This is a genomic window from Lacibacterium aquatile (assembly GCF_042683105.1).
GTDB lineage: Bacteria > Pseudomonadota > Alphaproteobacteria > Elsterales > Elsteraceae > Lacibacterium > Lacibacterium aquatile.
The window spans coordinates 186,030-208,367 of the sequence record NZ_JBHUIP010000016.1 but is presented as its reverse complement, the minus strand read 5'-3'; the positions used below and the strand labels follow the sequence as shown (position 1 = coordinate 208,367).

At 61.7% G+C, this 22,338-nt stretch carries 26 protein-coding genes; 16 read left to right on the top strand and 10 right to left on the bottom strand.

What is annotated here, in order from left to right:
- The first annotated feature begins 9 nt into the window (after window positions 1–9).
- Entirely contained in the window at window positions 10–753 is a 744-nt protein-coding gene (gene phoU, locus ACFSM5_RS20470) for a phosphate signaling complex protein PhoU (RefSeq protein WP_379878478.1), read from the top strand.
- The gene (gene phoB, locus ACFSM5_RS20465; protein WP_379878476.1) at window positions 753–1,463 is read left to right on the top strand and encodes a phosphate regulon transcriptional regulator PhoB; all 711 of its coding nucleotides are present in this window, start codon (window positions 753–755) and stop codon (window positions 1,461–1,463) included. Before phoU ends, phoB begins: the two co-directional genes overlap by 1 nt.
- 3 nt (window positions 1,464–1,466) lie before the next feature.
- On the opposite strand, the gene ACFSM5_RS20460 is transcribed toward phoB, so the two are convergent.
- Genes ACFSM5_RS20460 through ACFSM5_RS20450 form a run of 3 tightly spaced genes read right to left on the bottom strand, consistent with a single transcriptional unit; the run spans window position 1,467 to window position 3,611 of the window.
- The gene (locus ACFSM5_RS20460) at window positions 1,467–2,066 is read right to left on the bottom strand and encodes a class I SAM-dependent methyltransferase (RefSeq protein ID WP_379878474.1); all 600 of its coding nucleotides are present in this window, start codon (window positions 2,064–2,066) and stop codon (window positions 1,467–1,469) included.
- On the bottom strand, window positions 2,059–2,847 hold the full coding sequence (locus tag ACFSM5_RS20455) for a YhjD/YihY/BrkB family envelope integrity protein (RefSeq protein WP_379878472.1): 789 nt from the start codon (window positions 2,845–2,847) through the stop codon (window positions 2,059–2,061). The genes ACFSM5_RS20460 and ACFSM5_RS20455 overlap by 8 nt, the downstream gene beginning before the upstream one ends.
- Window positions 2,847–3,611: a gamma-glutamyl-gamma-aminobutyrate hydrolase family protein gene (locus ACFSM5_RS20450; RefSeq protein WP_379878470.1), complete on the bottom strand. Its 765-nt coding sequence runs from the start codon at window positions 3,609–3,611 to the stop codon at window positions 2,847–2,849. The genes ACFSM5_RS20455 and ACFSM5_RS20450 overlap by 1 nt, the downstream gene beginning before the upstream one ends.
- A 428-nt stretch (window positions 3,612–4,039) precedes the next feature.
- Here ACFSM5_RS20450 and ACFSM5_RS20445 point away from each other — a divergent pair, with 428 nt between their 5' ends.
- The 4 genes from ACFSM5_RS20445 to ACFSM5_RS20430 are packed head-to-tail and all read left to right on the top strand — an operon-like array spanning window position 4,040 to window position 6,255.
- Window positions 4,040–5,068 (top strand): methyl-accepting chemotaxis protein, encoded by a 1,029-nt coding sequence (locus ACFSM5_RS20445; RefSeq protein ID WP_379878468.1) that lies wholly within the window; start codon window positions 4,040–4,042, stop codon window positions 5,066–5,068.
- 52 nt (window positions 5,069–5,120) lie between these two features.
- On the top strand, window positions 5,121–5,360 hold the full coding sequence (locus ACFSM5_RS20440) for a type II toxin-antitoxin system Phd/YefM family antitoxin (protein ID WP_379878466.1): 240 nt from the start codon (window positions 5,121–5,123) through the stop codon (window positions 5,358–5,360).
- The gene (locus ACFSM5_RS20435; protein WP_379878464.1) at window positions 5,357–5,743 is read left to right on the top strand and encodes a type II toxin-antitoxin system VapC family toxin; all 387 of its coding nucleotides are present in this window, start codon (window positions 5,357–5,359) and stop codon (window positions 5,741–5,743) included. Before ACFSM5_RS20440 ends, ACFSM5_RS20435 begins: the two co-directional genes overlap by 4 nt.
- Entirely contained in the window at window positions 5,740–6,255 is a 516-nt protein-coding gene (locus ACFSM5_RS20430; protein WP_379878462.1) for a GNAT family N-acetyltransferase, read from the top strand. Before ACFSM5_RS20435 ends, ACFSM5_RS20430 begins: the two co-directional genes overlap by 4 nt.
- A gap of 3 nt (window positions 6,256–6,258) precedes the next feature.
- Here the strand turns inward: ACFSM5_RS20430 and ACFSM5_RS20425 are convergent, their stop codons facing one another.
- From ACFSM5_RS20425 to ACFSM5_RS20410, 4 genes are all read right to left on the bottom strand, one after another.
- Window positions 6,259–7,668, bottom strand: coding sequence for an undecaprenyl-phosphate glucose phosphotransferase (locus tag ACFSM5_RS20425; protein WP_379878459.1), 1,410 nt, complete (start codon window positions 7,666–7,668; stop codon window positions 6,259–6,261).
- A gap of 117 nt (window positions 7,669–7,785) precedes the next feature.
- Window positions 7,786–8,517, bottom strand: a complete 732-nt coding sequence (locus ACFSM5_RS20420; RefSeq protein ID WP_379878457.1) for a substrate-binding periplasmic protein — start codon at window positions 8,515–8,517, stop codon at window positions 7,786–7,788.
- Window positions 8,518–8,606: 89 nt separating this feature from the next.
- On the bottom strand, window positions 8,607–9,254 hold the full coding sequence (locus ACFSM5_RS20415; protein WP_379878455.1) for a substrate-binding periplasmic protein: 648 nt from the start codon (window positions 9,252–9,254) through the stop codon (window positions 8,607–8,609).
- A gap of 194 nt (window positions 9,255–9,448) precedes the next feature.
- Window positions 9,449–9,898 carry an Lrp/AsnC family transcriptional regulator gene (locus tag ACFSM5_RS20410; RefSeq protein ID WP_379878453.1) on the bottom strand — a complete coding sequence of 150 codons (450 nt, stop codon included), beginning with the start codon at window positions 9,896–9,898 and terminating at the stop codon, window positions 9,449–9,451.
- Between the two features lie 132 nt (window positions 9,899–10,030).
- On the opposite strand from ACFSM5_RS20410, the gene ACFSM5_RS20405 reads away from it, so the two are divergent.
- The 6 genes from ACFSM5_RS20405 (at window position 10,031) to ACFSM5_RS20380 (ending at window position 15,930) form a co-directional block, all read left to right on the top strand.
- Window positions 10,031–11,191 carry an MFS transporter gene (locus tag ACFSM5_RS20405; RefSeq protein ID WP_379878451.1) on the top strand — a complete coding sequence of 387 codons (1,161 nt, stop codon included), beginning with the start codon at window positions 10,031–10,033 and terminating at the stop codon, window positions 11,189–11,191.
- A gap of 40 nt (window positions 11,192–11,231) precedes the next feature.
- A complete protein-coding gene (locus ACFSM5_RS20400; RefSeq protein WP_379878449.1) occupies window positions 11,232–12,002 on the top strand; it encodes a 16S rRNA (uracil(1498)-N(3))-methyltransferase in 771 nt (256 codons plus the stop codon).
- A 66-nt stretch (window positions 12,003–12,068) separates the two neighbouring features.
- Window positions 12,069–13,436, top strand: a complete 1,368-nt coding sequence (locus tag ACFSM5_RS20395) for a glutamate--cysteine ligase (protein WP_379878447.1) — start codon at window positions 12,069–12,071, stop codon at window positions 13,434–13,436.
- A 30-nt stretch (window positions 13,437–13,466) separates the two neighbouring features.
- Complete coding sequence (locus ACFSM5_RS20390) at window positions 13,467–14,012, top strand: hypothetical protein (RefSeq protein WP_379878446.1); 546 nt, start codon at window positions 13,467–13,469, stop codon at window positions 14,010–14,012.
- Window positions 14,002–14,673: a hypothetical protein gene (locus tag ACFSM5_RS20385; RefSeq protein ID WP_379878445.1), complete on the top strand. Its 672-nt coding sequence runs from the start codon at window positions 14,002–14,004 to the stop codon at window positions 14,671–14,673. The genes ACFSM5_RS20390 and ACFSM5_RS20385 overlap by 11 nt, the downstream gene beginning before the upstream one ends.
- A gap of 45 nt (window positions 14,674–14,718) precedes the next feature.
- Window positions 14,719–15,930, top strand: a complete 1,212-nt coding sequence (locus ACFSM5_RS20380) for an MFS transporter (RefSeq protein WP_379878444.1) — start codon at window positions 14,719–14,721, stop codon at window positions 15,928–15,930.
- 498 nt (window positions 15,931–16,428) lie between these two features.
- On the opposite strand, the gene ACFSM5_RS20375 is transcribed toward ACFSM5_RS20380, so the two are convergent.
- Both ACFSM5_RS20375 and rsmI read right to left on the bottom strand, forming a co-directional pair.
- On the bottom strand, window positions 16,429–16,803 hold the full coding sequence (locus tag ACFSM5_RS20375; protein ID WP_379878443.1) for a YraN family protein: 375 nt from the start codon (window positions 16,801–16,803) through the stop codon (window positions 16,429–16,431).
- The gene (gene rsmI, locus ACFSM5_RS20370; RefSeq protein ID WP_379878442.1) at window positions 16,796–17,647 is read right to left on the bottom strand and encodes a 16S rRNA (cytidine(1402)-2'-O)-methyltransferase; all 852 of its coding nucleotides are present in this window, start codon (window positions 17,645–17,647) and stop codon (window positions 16,796–16,798) included. Before rsmI ends, ACFSM5_RS20375 begins: the two co-directional genes overlap by 8 nt.
- Before the next feature lie 214 nt (window positions 17,648–17,861).
- On the opposite strand from rsmI, the gene ACFSM5_RS20365 reads away from it, so the two are divergent.
- A complete protein-coding gene (locus tag ACFSM5_RS20365) occupies window positions 17,862–19,163 on the top strand; it encodes a penicillin-binding protein activator (protein WP_379878441.1) in 1,302 nt (433 codons plus the stop codon).
- Here ACFSM5_RS20365 and ACFSM5_RS20360 read toward each other — a convergent pair.
- Window positions 19,160–19,696, bottom strand: a complete 537-nt coding sequence (locus ACFSM5_RS20360; RefSeq protein WP_379878440.1) for an RBBP9/YdeN family alpha/beta hydrolase — start codon at window positions 19,694–19,696, stop codon at window positions 19,160–19,162. The two genes, ACFSM5_RS20365 and ACFSM5_RS20360, sit on opposite strands and share 4 nt — an antisense overlap.
- A 117-nt stretch (window positions 19,697–19,813) precedes the next feature.
- Between ACFSM5_RS20360 and ACFSM5_RS20355 the strand changes: the two genes are divergently transcribed.
- The 3 genes from ACFSM5_RS20355 to ACFSM5_RS20345 all read left to right on the top strand — a co-directional run bounded on the left by ACFSM5_RS20355 (window position 19,814) and on the right by ACFSM5_RS20345 (window position 22,335).
- Window positions 19,814–20,293, top strand: coding sequence for an Lrp/AsnC family transcriptional regulator (locus ACFSM5_RS20355; protein ID WP_379878439.1), 480 nt, complete (start codon window positions 19,814–19,816; stop codon window positions 20,291–20,293).
- Complete coding sequence (locus ACFSM5_RS20350; protein ID WP_379878438.1) at window positions 20,290–21,135, top strand: DMT family transporter; 846 nt, start codon at window positions 20,290–20,292, stop codon at window positions 21,133–21,135. The genes ACFSM5_RS20355 and ACFSM5_RS20350 overlap by 4 nt, the downstream gene beginning before the upstream one ends.
- Before the next feature lie 171 nt (window positions 21,136–21,306).
- Complete coding sequence (locus ACFSM5_RS20345; RefSeq protein WP_379878437.1) at window positions 21,307–22,335, top strand: cytochrome-c peroxidase; 1,029 nt, start codon at window positions 21,307–21,309, stop codon at window positions 22,333–22,335.
- Window positions 22,336–22,338: the final 3 nt, after the last annotated feature.

The window sequence follows — 22,338 nt, the reverse complement described above, 5'->3', positions numbered from 1 at the left end:
GGACTTCCCATGTCGAACGACCATATCGTCCGCTCCTTCGATGAAGAATTGAAGCGTCTGGCGCAGTCGATCAGCCAGATGGGCGGCCTTGTCGAGGCAGCCCTGGCGCAGGCGATTACGGCGCTGTCCAAGCGTGACAGCCAGCTGGCAAGCGCGGTTGTCGGTGCCGATCAGCGCATCGATACCCTGCAGAGCGAAATCGACGACCAGGTGGTCCGCCTGCTGGCGCTGCGTCAGCCGATGGCCTCGGACCTGCGGACCGTCATCGCTTCGCTGCGGATCGCGAACGAGCTGGAGCGCATCGGTGACTACGCGGCGAACCTCGCCAAACGTACAATCGCCTTGAACTCGGCCCCCTCGATGCGCCCGACGGCGGCTGTCATCCGCCTCGGCAAGCAGGTGCAGAGCGTCATCCAGGAGACCCTGGATGCCTTCGCCCAGGGCGATGCGACCAAGGCCCAGGCCGTGCGCGACGGCGATCTTGAGATCGACGAGCTCTACACCAGCATCTTCCGCGAACTTCTGACCTACATGATGGAAGACCCGCGCAACATCACCCCCTGCACCCATATCCTCTTCATGGCGAAGAATCTGGAACGGGTGGGTGATCACGCGACAAATATCGCGGAAACGGTCTATTTCATCGTAAAAGGCCAGCATATGCCCGCCGATCGCCCCAAGAGCGATGTTTCCAGCCTGACCATGGTCGATGCCACCGGTCTCGCCACCGTCCTTGACAAGGAAGCTCACTGATGTCGCCGGTTACGCCTCTGGTCCTGGTGGTGGAAGACGAGATTTCGATCTCCACCCTGCTACGGTACAACCTGGAACGTGAAGGTTTTCGTGTCGTCGAAGCGATGGATGGCGAAGAAGCCCTGATCGTCGCCGCCGAACAGAATCCGGATCTGGTGCTGCTCGACTGGATGCTGCCGATGCTGTCGGGCATCGAGGTCTGCCGCCGTCTGCGTCGGCTGCCCTCGGCCCGCACCACGCCGATCATCATGCTGACCGCCCGCGGCGAGGAAGCGGACAAGATCCGCGGTCTCGACAGCGGCGCCGACGATTATGTCACCAAGCCCTTCTCGGTCACCGAACTGGTTGCCCGCGTGAAGGCGGTTCTGCGCCGTACCCGCCCGAGTGTGGATGGCGACGTGCTGGCCTTTGCCGACGTGATCCTGGATCTCGTCGCCCACCGTGTCCGCCGCAATACCCGCGATGTGCATCTGGGGCCGACCGAGTTCCGCCTGCTGCGCTATCTGATGGAGCATCCGGGCCGCGTCTTCTCCCGCGAACAGCTGTTGGATTCGGTCTGGGGATCGGATGTCTATGTCGAGCCGCGCACGGTCGATGTGCATATCCGTCGCCTGCGCAAGGCACTGAACGGCGATGGCGAGATGGATATCGTCCGCACGGTCCGCTCGGCCGGTTATGCCCTCGACGAAACGGTTCCGGCGCGGGTCTGACCGCTAGCGCCGGAAGATAAACCGGCTCCAGAAGACCCCGGGCCGGGCTTGTGTATCGGCCCGCCGGTCGTTGTGCTGGACCGTGGTAAGGCCAAGGCCGATGGCATCCGCCAGCACTTCGCTGTCGGCAATTTCGAACATGCGCCGTCCCTCGGGCACCGGCCCATGGCGTACCGTCATCGCCAGAATGCCGCCCGGCGCCAGCAGCTCCGCCAACCTGGGCATGGCGGCAACCCGCTCCTCGCGGGTCAGATGCATCCAGACGGCGGTCATCAGCACCATCTGTGCCTGACCGGCATAAGGCTGCAGGCTCGCAAGAGTGGGCAGACCATCGTCGATCCAGGTGATGGCCGGATCCGGGTGGAGGCGCTGGGCATGGGCGCGCAGTTCGGCTGTCGGCTCGACGGCAACGCAGGTCCAGCCGTGGGCCGCCAACCAACCGACATCCCGACCCGTTCCGGCACCAATGTCGATTGCCAGACCAGGTGCGGGCAGGAAGGGGATCAGGTCGGCCTGGGTATCCTCGAACCGCAGCTTTTCATACTGGATTGCCAGTTTATCGGCCTCGTTGGCGTAACCGGCATTGCTGGTCAGTTCAGGCATAGTGGCGCTCCGCCAGTTCAGCGGCGAGGGCCGCGCCGACCAGCACGATGATCCAGAGGATGAAGAGCCACAGCTGCAGCAGCGGGATGGCGGCGAGCGCGCCATAGATCAGGTTCTGCACCGGGGAGACGATAGCGTACCAGCCGAAGATCACCTTGGCGGCCTGCAGCAGACCGGCGGCGAAGGCGGCGCCAATGGCGGCTGCTTTGACCGGCGGACGCGGGCGCGGGAACACCAGATACATCAGCAGAAACGTCATGAAGCCGATGACCGGCGTCGCGGTATGAGACAGCACGGAGCCGGGAATGATGTCGGCCCTGGTCAGGACCGAGGTGGCCGCCCAGCCGCTGACCGCTGCCAGTAGCGGCATTGCCAACAGGATGCCGGGGACCAGCAGCATGCGACGCCTCCAGGATGGGCGCTTCTCTTGCCGCCAGACGTCCGCGACGGCAGCTTCGATCTCGATCAACAGAAGAACAGCGGCGAGCCCCAGGACCGGCAGCATGATCGCGGGCAGTGAGGCTGCGTTGACGATGAAGAGGTCGAGCTGCTGATCTAGCGTCGCCGACACGCCCGGCACGAAGCTATCCAGGATGAAACGGCGGGCAGGCGCGACCAGCGGACCGATGCCGCTCACTCCCGAAATCATGCCAAAAGCGAGGGTGGCAAGCGGCACCATGGCTAGCATGGTGGTAAAGGCCAGGGATCCGGCCAGCACCAAGCCGCGCTCGCCCAGAAACCGCCGCCAGGCAGCTATCGGAATGGCGATGAAAAGCGGCATCACGCCGCGCGGCTGGTGGTCTTGGCCTGCCGTGCGCGTGCCGCTGCCCCGAATTCCCGGAACAGCGCCAGCGAGAGGGGATTCTCCAGAACCTTATATTCAGGATGCCACTGCACCGAATAGGCGAAGGCCGGGGCATTGACGACGCGCAAGGCCTCGATGGTGCCATCGGGGGCGACGGCATCTACCGCCAGACCCTCGCCGACCTTGTCGACAGCCTGCCAATGCAGCGAGTTCACCCAGGCTTCCGCCCCGCCGTTGAGGCGATGGAGCATGCTGCCTTCGGGGAAGCTGACCGTATGGGCGGTATAGGCGTATTTCTCGTCGTAGGAGACATCCGACGGTTCGCGATGATCCATCCGTCCCGGCACTTCATGGACGCGCTGGAACAGGGTGCCACCGAAGGCCACATTCAGTTCCTGATGGCCCCGGCAGATCCCTAGCAGCGGCACACCCAGTTGAACCGCCCGCCGAATCAGCGGCAGGGTGGTGGCATCGCGGTGCGGGTCGTGCAGAGTCCCCGGCGCACTGGCAGGCCCGTTATACAGGCGCGGCTCCACGTTCGAGGGGCTGCCGGTGACAATGACCCCATCGAGCGAGAGCAGCAGGTCATCCAGATCGCCTGCCCCCAGCGCCGGGATCAGAACGCCCAGCGCATCGGCCCCGTCGGTTGCCCCGCGGATATACTTCTCGCCGACAAAATGGCCGGGAGCAGCATCGAACTCACGGCGGCAGCAGGTTACGCCGATCAGGGGTTTGCGCATTCTCATCGCCTCTAGGGTCAGACCGTATGGTGGTACTGTGGAAAACCCCGGCTCCGGTTGCAAGGGTGGCGTGCGGGGAACCGACGCAAAAACGGGCCATTGGACAGGGATATTCTGCATGAGACGCAATAACGGCAATCTTCTGTCGAATTAGCCGTCGAAATGCCGTTTTGTATGAAGTTTGACGATCTGCGTCAGAATGTCGCAACTTTTGCGCGGCGCAGCAAGTTTGTCAGCAATACTGACCAACTTTGGTTTAAGCTGGTTAAACTGTTGCTAATTTATTTGTATAGGCAAAAACGAGTGTTAAAAATTAGGCAATATTCCTGCCTGTTCGGTCAGAAAAAAGCCCGATTTTTGCCTTGTGCCTCAAGGGGTTCCGCCTATCAATGCGCTCCGGCTTTTTGAAGGGGAAAGCAGTCGGGGCCATGCAGGAACAGATCTTAGCGCTATCGAAGGAAGTATCGGATCTCGCCACAGCCAAGGTGACGGAAATCCAATCCGTCATGCGGACGACGAAGATGCTGGCAATGAATGCCCTGATCGAAGCGGGGCGTGCCGGGGTCCAGGGGCGCGGCTTTGCGGTCGTTGCCCATGAGGTCAATGCCATCTCGCAGCAGATCAGCGATATCGCCCAGACGCTCAACAAGACCATGGCCGACCGCATCGGCGCGCTCAATCAGGTGGGGACGACTTTGGTGCAAAGTCAGCGCAGCGCCCGTGCCACCGATCTGGCGCTTAATATGATCGAGATCATCGATCGCAATCTCTATGAACGCTCCTGTGATGTGCGCTGGTGGGCCACCGACAGCGCCGTTGTCGAGGCAGCAGCGCGGCCGGGAACCGACACCGCGATCTTCGCCACCCAGCGCTTAGGCGTGATTCTCGACAGCTACACCGTCTACCTGGATCTCTGGGTGCTGGACCTCGACGGCCGGGTCATCGCCAACGGTCGCCCTGACCGCTATCCCAATGCCGTGACGCAGACCTGTGCCGGGGCCTCCTGGTTCCGGCAGGCTCTTTCCACTCGTGACGGGTCGGAGTTCGCCGTGGCGGATATCGAAACCGAACCGCGCCTGGGCGGCCAATCGGTCGCAACCTACGCCACGGCCATCCGACGCGGCGGCGCGACCACCGGCGAGGTGGTGGGGGTTCTGGCAATCTTCTTCGACTGGCAGAACCAGAGCCAAGCCGTGGTCGATGGGGTGCGTCTGTCGGACGAAGAGCGCACCCGCACCCGTTGCCTGCTGATCGATGCCAAGGGGCGGATCATCGCGTCGTCGGATCGCAAGGGGGTCTTGAGCGAGCGGTACGATCTGCGCAAGACCGGTACCGATCAGGATGCCTATGTCCGCCCCGATGGTACCATCGTCGGCTATGCCCTGACGCCAGGCTACGAAACTTATCGGGGACTCGGCTGGTACGGCGTGATCGAACAGGTGCCGCTGCGGTCTTGAAGGGCCGCTGCATCTGAACTAAGTTTAATAGACTAAGTTCAGGGGAATGCTCATGCGGACCGTCAATATCCACGAAGCCAAGACCCATCTTTCCCGGCTGGTAGAACTGGCTGCGCAAGGGGAGGGCTTTGTCATCGCCAAAGCCGGCCGGCCCATGGTGAAGGTGGTTCCCCTGACTGCCGTGGATGATGGCCAGCAACGTCGCCTGGGGTTCATGCAGGGCCGCCTCTCCGTTCCCGATGATTTTGATCGGATGGGAGCGACTGAGATCGAGCGGTTGTTTGGTGAATGAGGCTGCTGCTCGATACCCATCTTCTGTTATGGGCGGCCAATGATCCGGAAAAATTGTCGGCCGAGGCAAAAGCGCTGATCGGCGACATGCAGAATCAGCCGGTCTTCAGCGCGGCCAGCCTGTGGGAAATTGCGATTAAACGGGGGCTGGGCCGGGAGGATTTTCAGGTCGACCACCGGGAATTGCGCCGCGGATTGCTGGATAATGGATATGAAGAATTGCCGATAACCGGCGGACATGCAGTCGCGATCGACGGATTGCCTGCGCTTCATAAAGATCCTTTTGATCGGATGTTGGTCGTCCAGGCCCTGGTCGAAGGAATCCCGCTTCTGACGGCAGATACCGTTGTTGCGCGCTATGGACATCCGGTGAGGCTGATATGAACCTTACCCTCCGCCGTGCCAACCGGTCCGATATCGCCGCTATCGAGGCGGTCTGCGTCGCGGCTTTCTCGGAATATGCCGCCCATTCGCCCAAGACGATCTTCGAGGGCTACCTTGAAGAATTGCGTCGTCTGGCCGACTATTGGGAGGAGTCCGAGGCCTATGTGGTGGAGGAGAACGGCCGGATCCTGGGCAGCGCCCTCTTCTATCCGGATATCTCCTCCGAAGGTCTGCCGCTGGGCTGGGCGGGCATCCGTAAGCTCGCGGTGCTGCCCGAGGCACGCGGACGCCGCATTGCTCAACGTCTCGTGAAGGCCTGCCTGAAGGCGGCGTCGGACCGCGGCGCGGATGTGCTGGCGCTGCATACCGCGAGTTTTGCCGCCCCTGCGGTTGCGCTGTATGAGGGGCTCGGGTTCCGTCGCTGCGGAGAATACGACCTGCTCATTCCCGATCCGGAGGGGCAGGGGGAACTCAGGCTGCTGGCCTATCGGATCGACATCACGTCCGACTAGGTATCAGTAAGCGTTCTTGTGGACGAAGCCAACGAAGGCAGTCAGGGCCAGGATCTTCAGATCGAAGCTGATCGACCAATTGTCGATGTAATAGAGATCGAACTGCACGCGCATGCGCATCTTCTCGGGCGTGTCGGTCTCGCCGCGATAGCCGTTGACCTGGGCCCAGCCGGTGATGCCGGGCTTCACCCGGTGACGGCCGAGGTATCCGTCGATGATGTTCGCATAATGCTCGTTATGGGCAACGGCATGCGGACGGGGGCCGACCAGCGACATGGTCCCGGCGAGCACGTTGAAAAGCTGGGGTAGCTCGTCAAGGCTGCTCTTGCGCAGGAAGGCGCCGATGCGGGTGATACGCGCGTCGTTCTTGCGGGCCTGTGGCACATTGGGATCGGGGTTCGGGTCATGCCGCATGGAGCGGAATTTGAAGACCTCGATCTCGTTGTTGTTGAAGCCGTACCGCTTCTGACGGAACAGCACCGGGCCGGGGCTGTCCATCTTCACCAATAGGGCGATGATGCCCATGATGGGCAGCAGGGGGATCAGCAGGGCAAGGCCCAGGATGCGATCCTCGGTGCCTTTCCAGATGGCGCCCCAGCCGGACATCGGGCGCTCATACACATGCAGCAGCGGCAGGCCGCCGACGGCTGAATAGCCGCGCACCGGCAGGTTGAAGCGCAGGGTATGGGCGCAGAATTTGGCGTTCACCGGCACTTCGCGCAGCTTGGCGAGCACGGTTTCGATCTCTTCGGGCGAGCGGTCGATCATCGCGATGACGATCTCGTCCAGCTGTTCGCGCCGGGACAGGGCCACCAGATTGGCGACCGGACCGCGATAGGGGACGCCTTCGATCAGCGCATCGGTCGAGGGGATATCGTCATAGACGCCCACAACCTCGATCTGATCGGACGCGGAAAGCTGGCGCAGCACATGGCGGCCGAGCTCACGGGCGCCGACCAGGGCAATGCGGAGCTTCAGGCGGCCCTGGCGACGCAGGCGGCGGCGGCGCAGCCAGGCGATGACACGCACCACGACAAAACCGCCCAGCGTCATGCCATACCAAAGGAATGCCCAATCCAGGCTGAACCAGCTGGGGATATCGGTCGCATAGGCCAGGGCCATCAGGATGGCGAAAACAGCCGTCCAGGCCGTGACGATGCGAACAATCTGCACCGACGCGCTGCCCAGCGCCTCCTGGCGATAGAGCCCGGCGATATGGGTGAAGTTCAGAATCAGCAAGGCCGCCAGCGCGATCGCCCATTGATAATAGGCGGGCATGGTCCAGGTCTCGTGCCACAGACGGTACGAGACGAAGGCCATTGCGACACAGATAGCGACGTCGCCCAGGCGTAACATGCCGGCGATGAAGATGTGCCAATCGGTTGTGAGGCTGGCGGTATTCTTACGATTCATATTCATTGGGGTCCGGAAAAATCGTCGCCAGGGTAACAGCTTAGCGAACAAAGGGAAGAGGAAGGATTCAAATGTATCTATTGAACCTGTTTCCTTTTTGCGTCGCTCCCGGCCGCTCTAATATTTCCTCAGGATCGCGTCATAGGTACCATCGGCGCGGATTGCCGCCAATCCGGCGTTGAAGTCGGCTGCCAGCATGGGGTCGCGGAAGACCACGCTGTAGCTGACGGGTGCAAAGAGGGGATGTTCGACTGTCTTGATGTCGGGATCGATGCCGCTCGACGGATCGCCCATCAGATAGCGCAAAATCCGACGTTCCCCGATCACGACATCGGTGCGCTCGAAAAACAGCGCGCGTACGGCAACCAACTGTGTCGCTTCTTCACGATAGTTGAGATTGCCCGCCATCGTCTTGCTGAAGGTCAGCCCCAGGGCGGAAGTTGCGTTCTGGAAGGCCATGACCCGATACCGCGCGAGATCGGCAATGCTCTCGAGGCGGATATCGTTTTTCGCCAGGGTCAAAGCGACATTTGTATAGACGGCATAGGGGTCGGAGATCTCGCCCCCGACCTTGAAGTCGGCAATAACCGGCGCTGCCGCATCTAGGGCGAGATTCTGCTGGAAGGTGGCCGTCAGGCGTGCGAAGGGCATCAAGGTGACCCGGAGCGTATGGCTACGCGCCGCCAGTGCGGCCGATATCACCTCATAATCGAGGCCGACATAACTGTCGCCCGCCTGCACCACATAGGGCGGCACCTCGCGTAGCCCTATGCGGATCTCCCGTGCGTCGGCATGGCCAAAGACGAAAGCCCCCGTTACGAAGGCATAGAGCGCGGTGCTGGTTCTCACCCCCCGTATCCTCCTCTGGCAGCGCAGCTACCATTGGAACGGTAACACGGGGGGTGCTTAGACCGGGATCCCTCTTTTAGGAGAGGACGTCAGTATTTCTTGACGATGGCATCATATTCCCCAGATGCCTTCAAGGCGGCCAGTCCGGCGTTGAAGTCTGCAGCCAATGCAGGGTCGCGGAAAACCACGCTGTAGTGCACTGGATTGAACAGCGGATGTTCAACCGTCTTCAGCGTGGAATCGACGCCGGTTTCAGGATCCTGGATGAAATACTTCAGGATGCGGCGCTCGCCGACCACCAGGTCTGCGCGGTCGTTGAAAAGTGCCTTCAACTGCAGCTGCTGAAGGGCTTCCTCGCGGTATTTGCCGCCTTTCTCGACCGCTGCCGCGAAATCAGGCCCCAGGGCCGAGCGTGCATTCTGGAAAGCGATCACCCGGACATTCGAGAGATCGGCCATGGTGGAAACAGAGAGCTTGGTCTTTTCCAGCGACAGGCCGACGTTCGTATAGGTGATGAACGGCTCGGACAGGGTGCCTGGGATATTGAAGGATGGCAGGACGGGGGCCGCAGCCTCCAGTTCCTTGTTCTCGTTGAAGGTCGCGACCAGACGCGCGAACGGCAGGATCGTCACCTTCAGGGTATGTCCCTTCTTGGCCAGCGCCGCCTGGATCAATTCATAATCCAGCCCGCCGTACCCGGTCTCGGTCTTCACCGTATAGGGTGCGACTAGTCGCATACCGATATGAATTTCTTTGGCCTGTGCGGCCAAGCCAGAAAAGACCACACTCGCGGCGAGTGCTGTTGCTATTTTATACATCCGAATCCCCCCGGGTATATTTTGTTATTTAGGGGAGTTAGTATCTATAGTGATGAGTTAAAATATTATCACCGGTATGTTGTATCAGGATACCGTCGAACCGCTATGAATAGTCAGTCGACGATCAGCGGGTCAGGCCCCCGTTCCAGATAGGTGCGTAACACGACATAGCTGTTGGTCTGTTTGACGCCGGGCAAATGTTTGATCTCGTGCAGCACATCCTCCAGCGCTTCGGTGGTGGCCGAGCGGACTTTGAGGATGAAACATGTGTCGCCGGAAACGCAGTGGATCTCTTCCACCCGGCCATTCTTGCTGAGGGCTTCGGCGACCTCGGCCGTATGCCAGCCTTCGGTATCCACATGAACCATGGCGGTGATGGCATGGCCGAGCGCCTTGGCATCCAGCTCGACCGTCGTGCGTTTCAAGACGCCTTTGGCTTTCAGCTTCTTCACCCGGTCATGGAGCGCGGGCGCCGACAGATTCAGCTGCTGGGCCAATTCGGCATAGGTCTGTCCAGCGTCCCGTTGCAAAAGACTTAATAATTTTCGGTCAATCAGGTCCATCTGTCTGGTCCGTTCAGGGTTTTTGCCGAATGCCGTATGTTTTTCGTTAACACCAGCGTTTCGCGGTGGAACTCTCATACTATTAGGTCGATCTTAGAAATCACCTAATGAAATTCAGCATGGGAGGCTACCGTGACATATCTCTCTCGGGCAATTGCCGTTCTGGTCGCGACGGTCGGCATCATTGGCGCCCAGGCGATGGTCGCTTCTCCGCTTCTGCTGGATATCGGATCAAGCTTTGACGTGACCACGGCGGCTGTCGGCACTGCCCTCTCCGTCTATGGAATCGCCACGGCTTTGAGCGCGCTGCTGGTGGCGCCGCGCGTCGATCGTTTCCGCCGAGGTCGAGCCTTGGGATTGGCCATGGTTGTGATGACGGTCGGCCTCGGTCTGATCGCGGTCAGTCCAAATCTAGCGCTATTCGCCGTGGGCCATCTTCTGACGGGTGGGGCTGCCGGGGTGCTTCTCCCGGGAACCTATGCCGCCGCAGGGGATATCGCGCCGCCCGAAAAACGTTCAGCGGTGCTGGGCAAGGTATTGCTCGGCTGGTCGGTTGCCCTGGTACTGGGCGTTCCGGTTGGGGGTGTATTGGGTGAAGCGTTTGGCTGGCGGGGAGCCTATGGCTCGTTTGGCGCGGTCGCGCTGCTGGTGGCGGGGGCCGTCTGGTTCCTGCCCGAAGCCCGGACCGGAGTGGCGCCCAAGCCATCGATCCGGCAGGCGGTAACCGTGCCGGGTGTCATCGCCGGATTGGTGGCCTGCTGGTGTGTGATGGCGGCCTTCTATGGCGTCTTCAGCTATGTCGGCAGCTATTTCCGCGTCTTGAACGGCAGTGGGGCCGGCGCCGCTAGCTTGCTGGCGCTGGCCTATGGCCTCGGTTTCTCGTTGGCCGTAGGCGGGGCGCGCTGGATCGACCGCTGGGGGTCCGGCCGCATGCTGGTGCTGGTGGGGGTCGGTGCGGGCTGCCTTGTGCTCGCCATGCCCTGGGCGGCCTATAGCGTGCCGGCGATGCTGGGGGTGATGGCCTGCTTCGGTCTGACCCAGCATATGGTACTGAACAGCATCATCAGCTGGCTGGGCGGATGTGATCCGGCACGCCGGGGCAGCATCATGGCGGTCAATAGCGCCGTTACCTATGCGGGCCTCACCCTGGGGACGGCCAGTTTCGGCTGGGTCTATGAGCATCTGGGTTTTGTGCCGGTGACCCTCGGGGTAGCACTGCTCTATTGGGCGTCGGCAGTGGTCGGGCTGACCGCCATGCGCAAGCCGGGGCTGGCGCCTGCCGCCGCAAGCTGACATAGGATTGCCGGGAACGGTTTCCTGGTAAGGGCGGGTTATGGACGAGAAAGAGGCAGGCGCGGCACGGCTCCATGTGGCAGGCGATCTGACGATTGGTGCCGAGGTCGCGCTGGACGAAGGGCAGGCCCATTATCTGCGCAATGTGCTGCGTCTGACGCCCGGTGCCCGTGTCGCCTTGTTCAACGGCCGGGATGGCGAGGCTGCGGCCGAACTCCAGACTCTGGGCAAGAAAAGCGGCAGCGCCCGCGTGCTCTCACAGACCCGTCCCCAGACCCCCGAACCCGACCTCTGGCTGCTGTTTGCGCCCTTGAAGCGGGCGCGGGTGGACTTCATTGCGGAGAAGGCAACCGAACTGGGGGTCAGCCGCCTTGCCCCGGTCATCACCCGCCGCACCCAGGGCGGACGGGTGCCGACGGATCGCCTGGCTGCTATCGCGGTGGAGGCTGCCGAACAATGTGAACGCCTGTCGATCCCGGAGGTGGCGGAACCCGTCTCCCTGGTCGATCTGCCTGCCGACTGGCCTGCCGAACGGCGGCTGATCATCTGTGACGAAACCGGCGGTGGCGGGCCTATTGCCTCGGTTCTTGCCGATCTGGCGCCTGGACCGCTGGCGGTTCTGATCGGGCCGGAGGGAGGATTTGCACCGGGGGAGCTTGAAACTCTGACCGACATTCCCCTAGTCACCCGTGTCAGCCTAGGTCCGCGAATCTTGCGTGCCGACACGGCCGCAGTTGCGGTATTGTCGGTCGTGCAATCGCTGCTGGGAGACTGGCGCTCCCTCCTTCCCCGCTCGTCGCAGCCGAGCTGACAGCCTTCCTATCCGGCCCTCCAAGCCGCTCAATCGTAACAAATACAAGAACAATAAGGACAGACCATGGCCGGAACTCCCACCGCGTCGGGCGCCATCATCACCGACAAGAGCCAGATGATCGACTACCTCGCCAGCGGATCGAAACCGCGCGAGCAATGGCGGATCGGCACGGAACACGAGAAGTTCGCCTTCCAGCGCGACGATTTCCGCCCGCTGACCTATGAAGGGTCGCGCGGTATCCGGGCGCTGCTTGAAGGCCTGTCCTCGAAATACGGCTGGACCCCGGTGCTCGAAGGCGGCAACCCGATTGCTCTGCTGAAGGACAATGCCTCGGTCAGCCTGGAGCCGGGCGGGCAGTTCGAACTGTCGGGCGCCCCGCTGGAGACGATCCATCAGACCTGCAAGGAAGTCGGCGATCACCTGGAAGAGGTGAAGGCGATCTGCGACACGATGGATGCCGGGATGCTGGGCGTCGGCTTCAATCCTAAATGGAAGCGCGAGGACATCCCCTGGATGCCCAAGGGCCGCTACAAGATCATGCGGGAATATATGCCCAAGGTCGGCTCGCTCGGCCTCGACATGATGACCCGCACCTCGACGGTGCAGGTCAATCTCGACTATGCCTCCGAAGCTGACATGGTGAAGAAATTCCGCGTCTCGCTGGCCCTGCAGCCGATTGCGACCGCGCTTTTCGCCGCCTCCCCCTTCACCGAAGGCCGCCCGAACGGATTCCAGTCCTTCCGCAGCCACATCTGGACCGACACCGATCCCGACCGCTGCGGCATGCTGCCGTTTGTGTTCGAGGATGGCTTCGGCTTCGAGCGTTACGTCGACTACATCACCAAGGTGCCGATGTATTTCGTCTATCGCGACGGCAAATACATCGATGCCAGTGGCCAGTCCTTCATGGATTTCCTGGCGGGCAAGCTGCCCGCCTATCCGGGTCAACTGCCGGGCATCGGCGATTTTGTCGATCATCTGTCGACCGCCTTCCCCGAAGTGCGCCTGAAGAAGTTCCTGGAGATGCGCGGTGCCGATGGCGGCCCCTGGCGTCGCCTCTGCGCCCTGCCCGCACTGTGGGTCGGGTTGCTCTATGACGATGTCGCGCTGGATGCCGCCTGGGATCTCGTCAAGAACTGGAGCATTGAGGATCACGACCAGCTGCGTCGCGACACGCCCCGCATGGCGCTTGCGACGCCGTTCAAGGGCGGCACCGTCAAGGATGTGGCGACCCAGATGCTGGCGATTGCCCGCGAAGGCCTGCGCGCCCGTCGTCGTCTGAATGCGATTGGCGAAGACGAGTCGATCTTCCTCGACACGCTGTTCGCCATCGCCGGTTCCGGCCGCACCCTGTCGGACGAACTGCTGGAGGCCTATCACGGCGTCTGGCAGGGAGATATCGACTGCCTCTATAAGGAACGTGCATACTAAGAGGCAGCTACAACCACTTTAGGGGCGTCGATGACCACCACGGATTTCGGCGTCCCCTATCTGGCTCCCCCGCCCGAAGGGGTTACGGTTGCTCGCTTTCCGGATGGCTTCGAGATCCGGTCAACCACACGCTCTGCCGCTACTGTCCTTATCGCCGGTTTTGCGATTGCTTGGCTCATCGCAGGCCTGATGGCCGGTATGCGCATCGAGGGGCGCATGGGCGTGGCGGTTGCAATCCTTCTTCTGCTCATCGGCCTGATATTGCTTGGTGTTGCAGCAACCTCCTATTTCAGCGCCTTCGCTATCGGTAAACGCGGTAGTCAGGGCTGGGTCACCCACGGGACCGGATTGGGCAAATATACCGAGCGCTTCTCCTGGACTGACTTCAGCGGCATCGTGGAAGGGGTCAAGCAGGTCGAGGATTTTGAAGCCTCACGCCCCGCACAGATTCCCGTGGCTGTTCTTCAAGGGTCGGGGCGACAGATGGTTTTTGCCGACCAGCTCTCATCGGAGCGCCGACGTTTTGTCATTCAGGCTATTAGCCATTTCTGTGGGTGGTGCGGATATGGAGGCTGATCTGGCCACAATCCGTGGCTTCTCCTGCCCGCAGTGCCGCGCGCCTTTTTTGGAGGACGCGGTGACGGCCTTTGCTCCCGTTCTTACCTGCCGGTCATGCAATCATTATTTTCCCCGTCCAGGGCGAATCACGCGACGGCTTCGGGAACCCGATCCGGGGCCGCCACCCAAGGGAATCAAGCTCCTAAAAAGTGAGACAGGTTTCGAAATCGAATTGAACGCTCGCTTCGGTATCGCCCCAACACCTTTTCCTCTGGCCGGAGGGATTATCGTTCTGGCGGTGATTGTGTTGGCAGGTGCAAACCATGAACGTCTGGATCTGTATGATTCAACATTCTGGGGTGTGATGCTGGGTTTCGCCTTTGCTGCTTTTCTGCTGGTCCGGACCAGAATCGGGGCCGATGGGGATCGCGGATGGATCTTCACCGGGGTTGGGCGGATCGGATTTCGTCAGACATTCTCCTGGCAGGATATCGACGAGATCACGGTGGAACTCAGCAATCCCGGCAGTAATAGGGATAAATATCGCGCGATCCATATCGCTGGGGTTCGCGATCATCTGGTCTTTGCGGCGGGTTTGCCGGAACAGCTCCAGATGTATATCGCCGCCCTCCTGCGTTTCCTCGTTTCTTCCGGCAAGGATCGGGTGTCGCCGCCGTAGAAGTGAAACCACACTGCCGCCTCCAATAAACAGGAGCGGGCGGTTATGGCGCAGCGGCAGAGATTCTTACAATTCTGGTGGGGACAGACGGCATCGCTGCTGGGGGACACAACCTGTCTTGCCCTGCTGCCGCTGATTGCCGGGCTGCATCTGTCGGCGAGTCCGGGACAGATGGGGATCCTCGGGTTTGCGATCTCCCTGCCCTTTCTGCTGCTGGCTCTGCCTGCCGGGGTGCTGGTCGACCGGGTGTCGCGGCGCCGGGTGCTGATCCTGGCCGATCTGGTGCGCGCGGCGGCGATGGCGGGATTGATGCTGGCGATGTTTTTCGATGCCCTGAGCCTGCCCGCCCTCTATCTGACAGCCTTGACCGTCGCGTCGGCGACCCTGTTCTTCGATGTGGCCGCCCAGTCGATCCTGCCCGAACTGGTATCGGCCGATGGTTATGTCGGCGCGAACAGCGGGTTGGAGCTTAGCCGGTCAGCGGGCACGGCGGGTGGGCCTGCCCTTGCCGCCAGTCTGCTCCAGGCTTTTGGCGCACTGGCGCCGCTGGCGGTGTCGATGCTGTTCTATCTGGGCGCCGCCGGGCTTTATGCCGGTTTGCCGGAAAGGAGCCGTCCCGTCGCTCCCCACAGCGGGGCTTTACGGGAAGTGGCGGAAGGCATGGCGTTTGTCGTGCGCCATCCGGTGCTGCGGGCGCTGACCCTCTGCGCGCTGCTGTGGAACGTCGCCTGGTTCGTTTTCAACACCGTGTTTGTGCTGCATGCGGGTAGTTCCCTTGGCTTGAGCGCTGGCGAGATTGGAATCGCGCTCTCCTTGCAAGGGGTCGGCATGGGGATGGGGGCGTTGATTGCCCGCCCGCTGGTGGGGCGCCTGGGCATCGGCATATCGCTGCTGGTTGGACCTGTAACGAGCGCCGCAGCCTTGCCCGTTCTCCTGCTGGCCGGACCGGGAACGGCGCTGCCGATGGCTGGGGCCGCCCTGTTCCTGCTTGGCATAGGACCTTCGGTTTGGACGGTGACCCAGACAAGCTTGCGTCAGGCGGTTACACCATCGAGCCTGCTGGGGCGGGTGAATGCGACCATCCGGTTTGCCACCGCTGGAATGCGGCCGCTGGGGGCGATTCTAGGCGGGGCGCTGGGCAGCCTGATCGGCATTGAGGCCACCGTCGCGGCAGCGGGCCTGCTGTTCGGGCTTTGTATCCTTCCGGTAGCCCTTTCAAGCGCGGCCCGCCTCAAAATCATGCCGGGTGCCGCCTAGCGCTCATCATTATGATGGGGTGTGTGATTGTTTTTGGGCGGCGGTGGCTTCGACGGCTTGGGATCCGGTTTTGGAGCCGGCTTCGGTGGCGTCGGTTTTGGGGTCGGTTTGGGATCTGGCTTGTCGTCCCTATCCCTGTCTCTATCCCTATCCCTATCGCGGTCGCGGTAACGACGCGGCCGGTCGCGATAATAGTAATCGTCGTCATCGTCGTAGGAGGAATAATAAGAGCCGCCGCCATAGCTGGGCGAATTATTATAGCCGTTCGACGGCACACAACCTGCGAGAAGAAGGGATAAGGAACCGAACAGGACGAGACGGGGGCCGATCATTCTAACGACCTCATGGGCAAAAGGTTCTACAAGTATAGGGCCGCTGACCTTACCGATCATCGGTTGCGGGGATTAAATTTAGGACAGCCTATCGGCTTCACCGACGAGTGGTCTCGCAGATAGAGATGATATCGCACGCTTTCCTGAAAAGAAGTACTATCCAGCGCTATCGTTCCATCCAGGCACCTTGAACGTGCAATGGTAGCCGCCAGGGACGGATCAGCAGGGCATCGAATCGCAGATCCAGATCTTTAAGGCGTGGCTTCTTGCCCTGGATCCAGGCACCTGCCCGCAGCAGACGCGCCTGCTGTTCGAACTGGATAGCCTCGGCAGCACGGTCAAGGTCATCGCGGATCTTCACCTCGATAACCGCCAAGATTGAGCCGCGTCGGGCCAGGAGATCGATCTCGCCAAAAGGGGTCTTGAGGTTCCGATGCAGGATCCGCCATCCCAGAAGCCGCAACCAGCCGACGGCGAGCATTTCGCCTCTGCGTCCACGGGCAAAGGCTGCTGCACCCCGGCGGCGGCGGGCTTCACTCATCTGCACTTAAGGCAAGGGCGCGGGCATAGACCTGCTTCTTCGGCAGGCCGGTTGCCGCGGTGACGCTGGCGGCAGCATCGCGCACGCTCTGGCTGGCAAGGGCGGCGCGCAGAAGATCGTCCAACTGATCCTCGCCCACAGGCTCGGCTGCCAGTGGTCCGCCGACGACGATCACGACTTCTCCGCGTGGAGCACCCGCCAGCGTATAATGGTCGGCGAGGTCCAGCAGGTTGCCCCGACGCACTTCCTCATGCAGCTTTGTCAGCTCACGCGTGACGGCGGCGGGGCGATTGCCCAGGACAGCGGCCATATCGGCAAGGCTGTCGGCGACCCGCGAGGGGCCTTCGAAGAAGATCAGAGTGGCCGGAACGGCCTTCAGCTCCTCCAGCGCCTTCTTGCGGGCAACGGTTTTGCTGTCGAGGAATCCGGCGAACAGAAAGCGGTCGGCGGGCAACCCCGATAGCTGCAGGGCGACCAGGGCAGCGGAGGCACCGGGGGCAGTTGTCACGACGTAACCGGCGTCGCCAGCCTCCTTGGCCAGGCGATAACCGGGATCGGACACGAGTGGCGTTCCGGCATCGGACACCAGGGCAACCGATTGCCCTGCAGCCAGGGCTGCCAACAGTTTCGGGCGCACTTTCGGCCCGACATGATCGTCATAACGGGTCAGCGGGCGCGAGATGCCGTGCATTGACAGCAGCTTGCCGGTGACGCGGGTATCTTCGCACGCCAAAATATCGGCACGTTTCAGGATATCTAATGCCCGCAGCGTAATATCGCGCGCGTTGCCGATGGGGGTTGCGACGAGGTATAGCGCGGGGCTTAGTGGGCCGGAACGTTGCAACCCTGCATCGCCCTCGGCGTCTTTACTGTCAGATGTCGTTGCGGCAGTAGCTATCCGTGCGGCATTTACACCGGAGGAAACGGCGTCCAATTGGTCGAGACCGGCCGCTGTTTCCTCCAGACTCGTTAGGGTGAGAGGAAATTGCGATCCCTTTTGATCGCGATTTCCTCTACGGTCGGGAATGCCCGCCCGCGCGCCGGAGATTGCTTTGACCATGATGTTTCGCCGCCTATTGCCGCTTCTTCTCGCTGCCACCCTTGCGGCTTGCGCTCAACCGAAAGTATCCGAGGGACCTGCCGCCTCGCAAGGGAACCCGGCTACTGCCCAGTCAGATACCTGGGTAACGCGCCCGGGGGAGAAGGAGCAGATCACCGCCGCGCCTCAGGGGGCCATCGAACCGCAGCCGCTGGATCCTGCCACGCCTCTGCCCGATGCCGGTCCCGCGCCGGTTCTCCCGCCGCCGGTCGTGATCGGTGGCGGCATCAAAATCGCGCTGCTGGCGCCGCTATCGGGCCGGAATGCGGCCGTGGGCCAAGCGTTGCAGAATGCGGGTGAACTGGCTGTATTCGACATCGGCACCGAAGGTTTTGTGTTGCTGCCGATCGATACCGAGAAGGCGGGCGCTGCTGCCGCTGCCCAGGAGGCGATCCGCCAGGGCGCGCAGGCGATCCTCGGCCCGCTGTTTGCCGCCCAGGTGCCGGAAGTGGCGACCGTCGCCATGCCTGCTAATATCCCGGTCATCACTTTCTCCAACGACCGGATGGTCGCGGGTCCGGGGGTCTATGTCCTGGGGCTGTCGCCGTTGCAGGCGCTGGAGCGGACCATCGCTTTCGCCCGCAATCGTGGTTATACCGATTTCGCGGCCCTGGTGTCGGACGACGCCCTGGGCGTGCGCGTCGGCGCCATGGTGCAGGAATTCATCCCGGCTTCGGGTGGGCATCTCGCCAAGGTTGAAACCTATTCGGCGGGAACCAACGACTTCAGCAGTGTCGCCCGCCGTGCATCCGGCGGCGCCGCCAAGGAAAAGACCGGCCCCGGTTATCGTGCGCTGGTCCTGTCGGAAAGCGGGCCGAAGCTCAAGCAGTTGGCGCCCTGGATGCCCTACCACAACATCGATCCGGCCCTGGTGAAGGTCATCGGCACCCCGACCTGGGATGATCCGTCGCTTGGCAGCGAGCCCGGCCTTGCCGGTGCCTGGTTCGCGGCACCCGACCCCGCCGGGCGCGCCGCCTTTGAGGCCAAGTTCCGCGATACCTATGGCCGGGTGCCGCCGCGCGTCGCGACCATCGGGTATGATGGCGTCGCCCTGCTGGCGGTCATCGCCCGCATGACGAATGGCCCGAACTTCACGCCCGACCAACTGACCAATCCCAGCGGCTTTGCCGGTGTGGACGGCATCTTCCGCTTCCTGCCCAGCGGCATCTCGCAGCGTGGCCTTGCCGTCTTTGAAGTGCAGCGCGGCGGTGGCAAGATGATCGAAGGGGCCCCCGGCTCCTTCGAGGCGGTAGTGAACTAGGCGCCGATACCCGTTGCAAAGGCCGTCAACAACCGGCGGCCTTCTTCCCATCTGCCTAACCCATGGGCACCGTTGATATGGCCGTAAGGACCGATCTCGACCAGCCCGGCTCCCCATGTTTCGGCGCAATGCCTGGCATGGGGAAGGCTGCCGTAGGGATCGTTGCTGCTGGCGACGATCAGGCTGGGCCAGGGCAGTCGGCCGGTCGGCAGGGGGCCGAAGGTGCGGGCCTCTACCGGAAAAGCCGGGCCGCTGGGGTCGGGGACGGCGACCAGCAGGGCACCCTTGACCTTTCGCTGCGTGCGTTCGGCCCAATGAGCCACCAGCAGGCAGGCAAGGCTGTGGGCGACAAGGAGGCAGGGGCCGGGCGTATCGGCCACGGTCCGCTCAAGAGTGGCGAGCCAATCCTCTAGCCGCGGTCTGTCCCAATCTGCGGGTTGAAAGCGCTTCATATCCGATTCGACCTCTTCCCAGAGGCTTTGCCAATGATCGGGACCGGAGTTGTTTATCCCTGGTAGCAGCAGAATGGTCATTTGTGGATCTTCCGATATTATTAAGGTAACGCTGCCTATTATCGGGCGCGCCTGATGGGCGGTACATGGAGGGTCATCGGAAAACTGCTCGGAATACTGATGATTTAAAGGAAGATGATGTCTGCGCGCGATAAGACGGAGGTCGATCCGCTCGATCTTAAAATCCTGGAGGCCCTGCAAGAGGACGCCCGCCAGCCGCTGTCGGAGATCGGCCGCCGCATCGGTCTGTCCCAGCCTGCCGTCTCGGAGCGGGTGAAGCGGCTGGAGGAGCGCGGCATCATCGCAGGCTATGGTGCGCGCATCGATACGGCTGCCCTTGGTCTTGGCATGACAGCCATGATACGGGTCAAGACGGCGCATGAGCATATCCGCGCCTGCCTGACGCGGTTTGCCGAAATTCCCAACGTGATCGAGGTCCATCGCATGACGGGTGAGGATTGTTTCCTGTTGAAGGTGGTGGTGCCGATGCCGGGCCAGCTGGAAACCATCATCGACTCCATCGCCCGCTATGGTAGCGTCACGACCGCGATTGTCCTGCGCAGCGAACAGCCGAAGATCATCGGCCGCGCACTCATCGCCGCGATGCGCGCCGAATGAGTGTCCGTCCCACCCCACTCTGGCAGCCTGTCCTGGCCACCGTGTTCGTCTATGCCGGTTTTGCCAGCATGGATGCGATTGCCAAGCATCTGACCGGGCGTGTCGAACCCGCGATGATCCTGTGGACCCGGTTTGCGGTAATGTTCCTGGTGATGTCGGTTCTGTGGCGCCGCGATCTGCGCCGGATCCCGCCCCTGCTGCGCGACCGGATGGTGATTTTCCGTTCGTTGATGCCCTTGGGGTCGGGTCTGTTCGCGATCCTGTCGCTCCAGCGCCTGCCGCTCTTCGATGCGACGGCCCTCTTTTATACCGCCCCGCTGGTGACGGTGCTGCTCGCTGTCTGGTTCCTGAAGGAGCGCATTTCGCGGACCAAGCTGATCGCCGTCCTGTGCGGCTTTGGCGGCATGCTGCTGATCGCAAGGCCGGGTGGGGCGCTGTTTGGGTGTACAATCCTGTTGCCGCTCGCCTGCGCGCTCTGTTTTGCGGGGAACCAGATCCTGACGCGTCTGGTGCGTGGCTATGACGGACGCCAGCTGCTTTTGGCGGGCGCGCTGATCGGCCTGATTGCTGCGTCTCTGCCCCTGCCGTTCCTGTGGCGGACACCCGACCTTGCCGCTTTCGGCTGGATGGCGCTGGCGGGGGTGCTGATGAGCGGGGTGCAGACTCTGTTGCTCTGGGGGCTGCAGCGGGCAGAAGCTGCCCGTCTTGCCCCGATCGGCTACCTACAGGTCGTCTTCGCGCTGTTCCTCGGCCTCGCGATATTCGGCGAAGTGCCGGATGTCTGGAGCATCGTGGGCATGGCCATCATCGTGGCCTCTACTTTGGCAGGGCAGCGGCGCTGAAGAGATTCCCAAGGAATCTCAGCCTGCCGAGTAAAAATCGTAAAGATTAGATTAATAGTACGCAAACTACTTATTTCTCTTAGAATTTAATGCCTGTCAGATTCGACAGGTTGATAAAATTTTATAATAATACTTAACAATTCACGACTCTTTTATCGTGAGAAGACCGTTATGTACTTCAGTGATAAGCGTTACAAAAATAGTCTTCCCGTCATCTTGTTGGCGACTGTAATACTATCTCCAATAACGGCAACTAAAGCTCAGGATATTGCGGCGCTCAAAGAGAGCTACCGCCGACCCAGCGAGATCCCCTTTCCACCGACCAATCCCTACACGCCTGAAAAGGCCGCGCTGGGTAAGGCGCTGTTTTTCGAGCCGCGTCTGTCGGGCAATCAGAATATGAATTGCGCCACCTGCCACAACCCGTCCTTTGGATGGGAAGTGCCGGTGAAAACCGCCATCGGTGCGCAGAATACGGCGCTGGAACGTCAGGCACCGACGATCCTGAATACGGCCTGGGTGCATCCCTTCTTCTGGGATGGGCGGGCGGCGAGCGCAGAAGAACAGGCCAAGGGTCCTATCGAGGCCGCGGTCGAGATGAATCTGCCCTTGCCCGAAGCCGTGGCTCGCCTGGGCAAGATCAATGAATACAAGCAATGGTTCAACCGCGTCTTCCCGGCCCAAGGCCTGACGGTCGACACGATGGTGCAGGCGATTGCCACCTTCGAGCGGACAGTGGTGGCGAGCTACGCGCCCTTCGATGCCTGGATCGACGGGGACGAGGGCGCCATTTCCGACAGCGCGAAACGTGGTTTCACGCTGTTTACGGGCAAAGCCAACTGCAGCGTCTGCCATTCCGGTTGGAACTTCACCGACAATAAGTTCCATAACATCGGCACCACGACCCGCGACATTGGCCGCGGCAAATTCGAGGCGGGAAACATCAAGGCGCAGAATGCCTTCAAGACCCCGACCTTGCGCGACAGCACGCAGCGCGCACCCTACATGCATGACGGTTCCATGGCCACGCTTGAAGAAGTGATGATGCATTACGTGGATGGCGGCGGCAGTTCTCCCTCGCTGGCGGTCGAAATGAAGCCGCTGAAGCTTTCGGGCGACGAGCAGCGCGATGTCATCGACTTCATCAAATCCCTGACCGGCTCCAAGCAGGTCGTTACCCTCCCGATCCTCCCGAACTAGGGG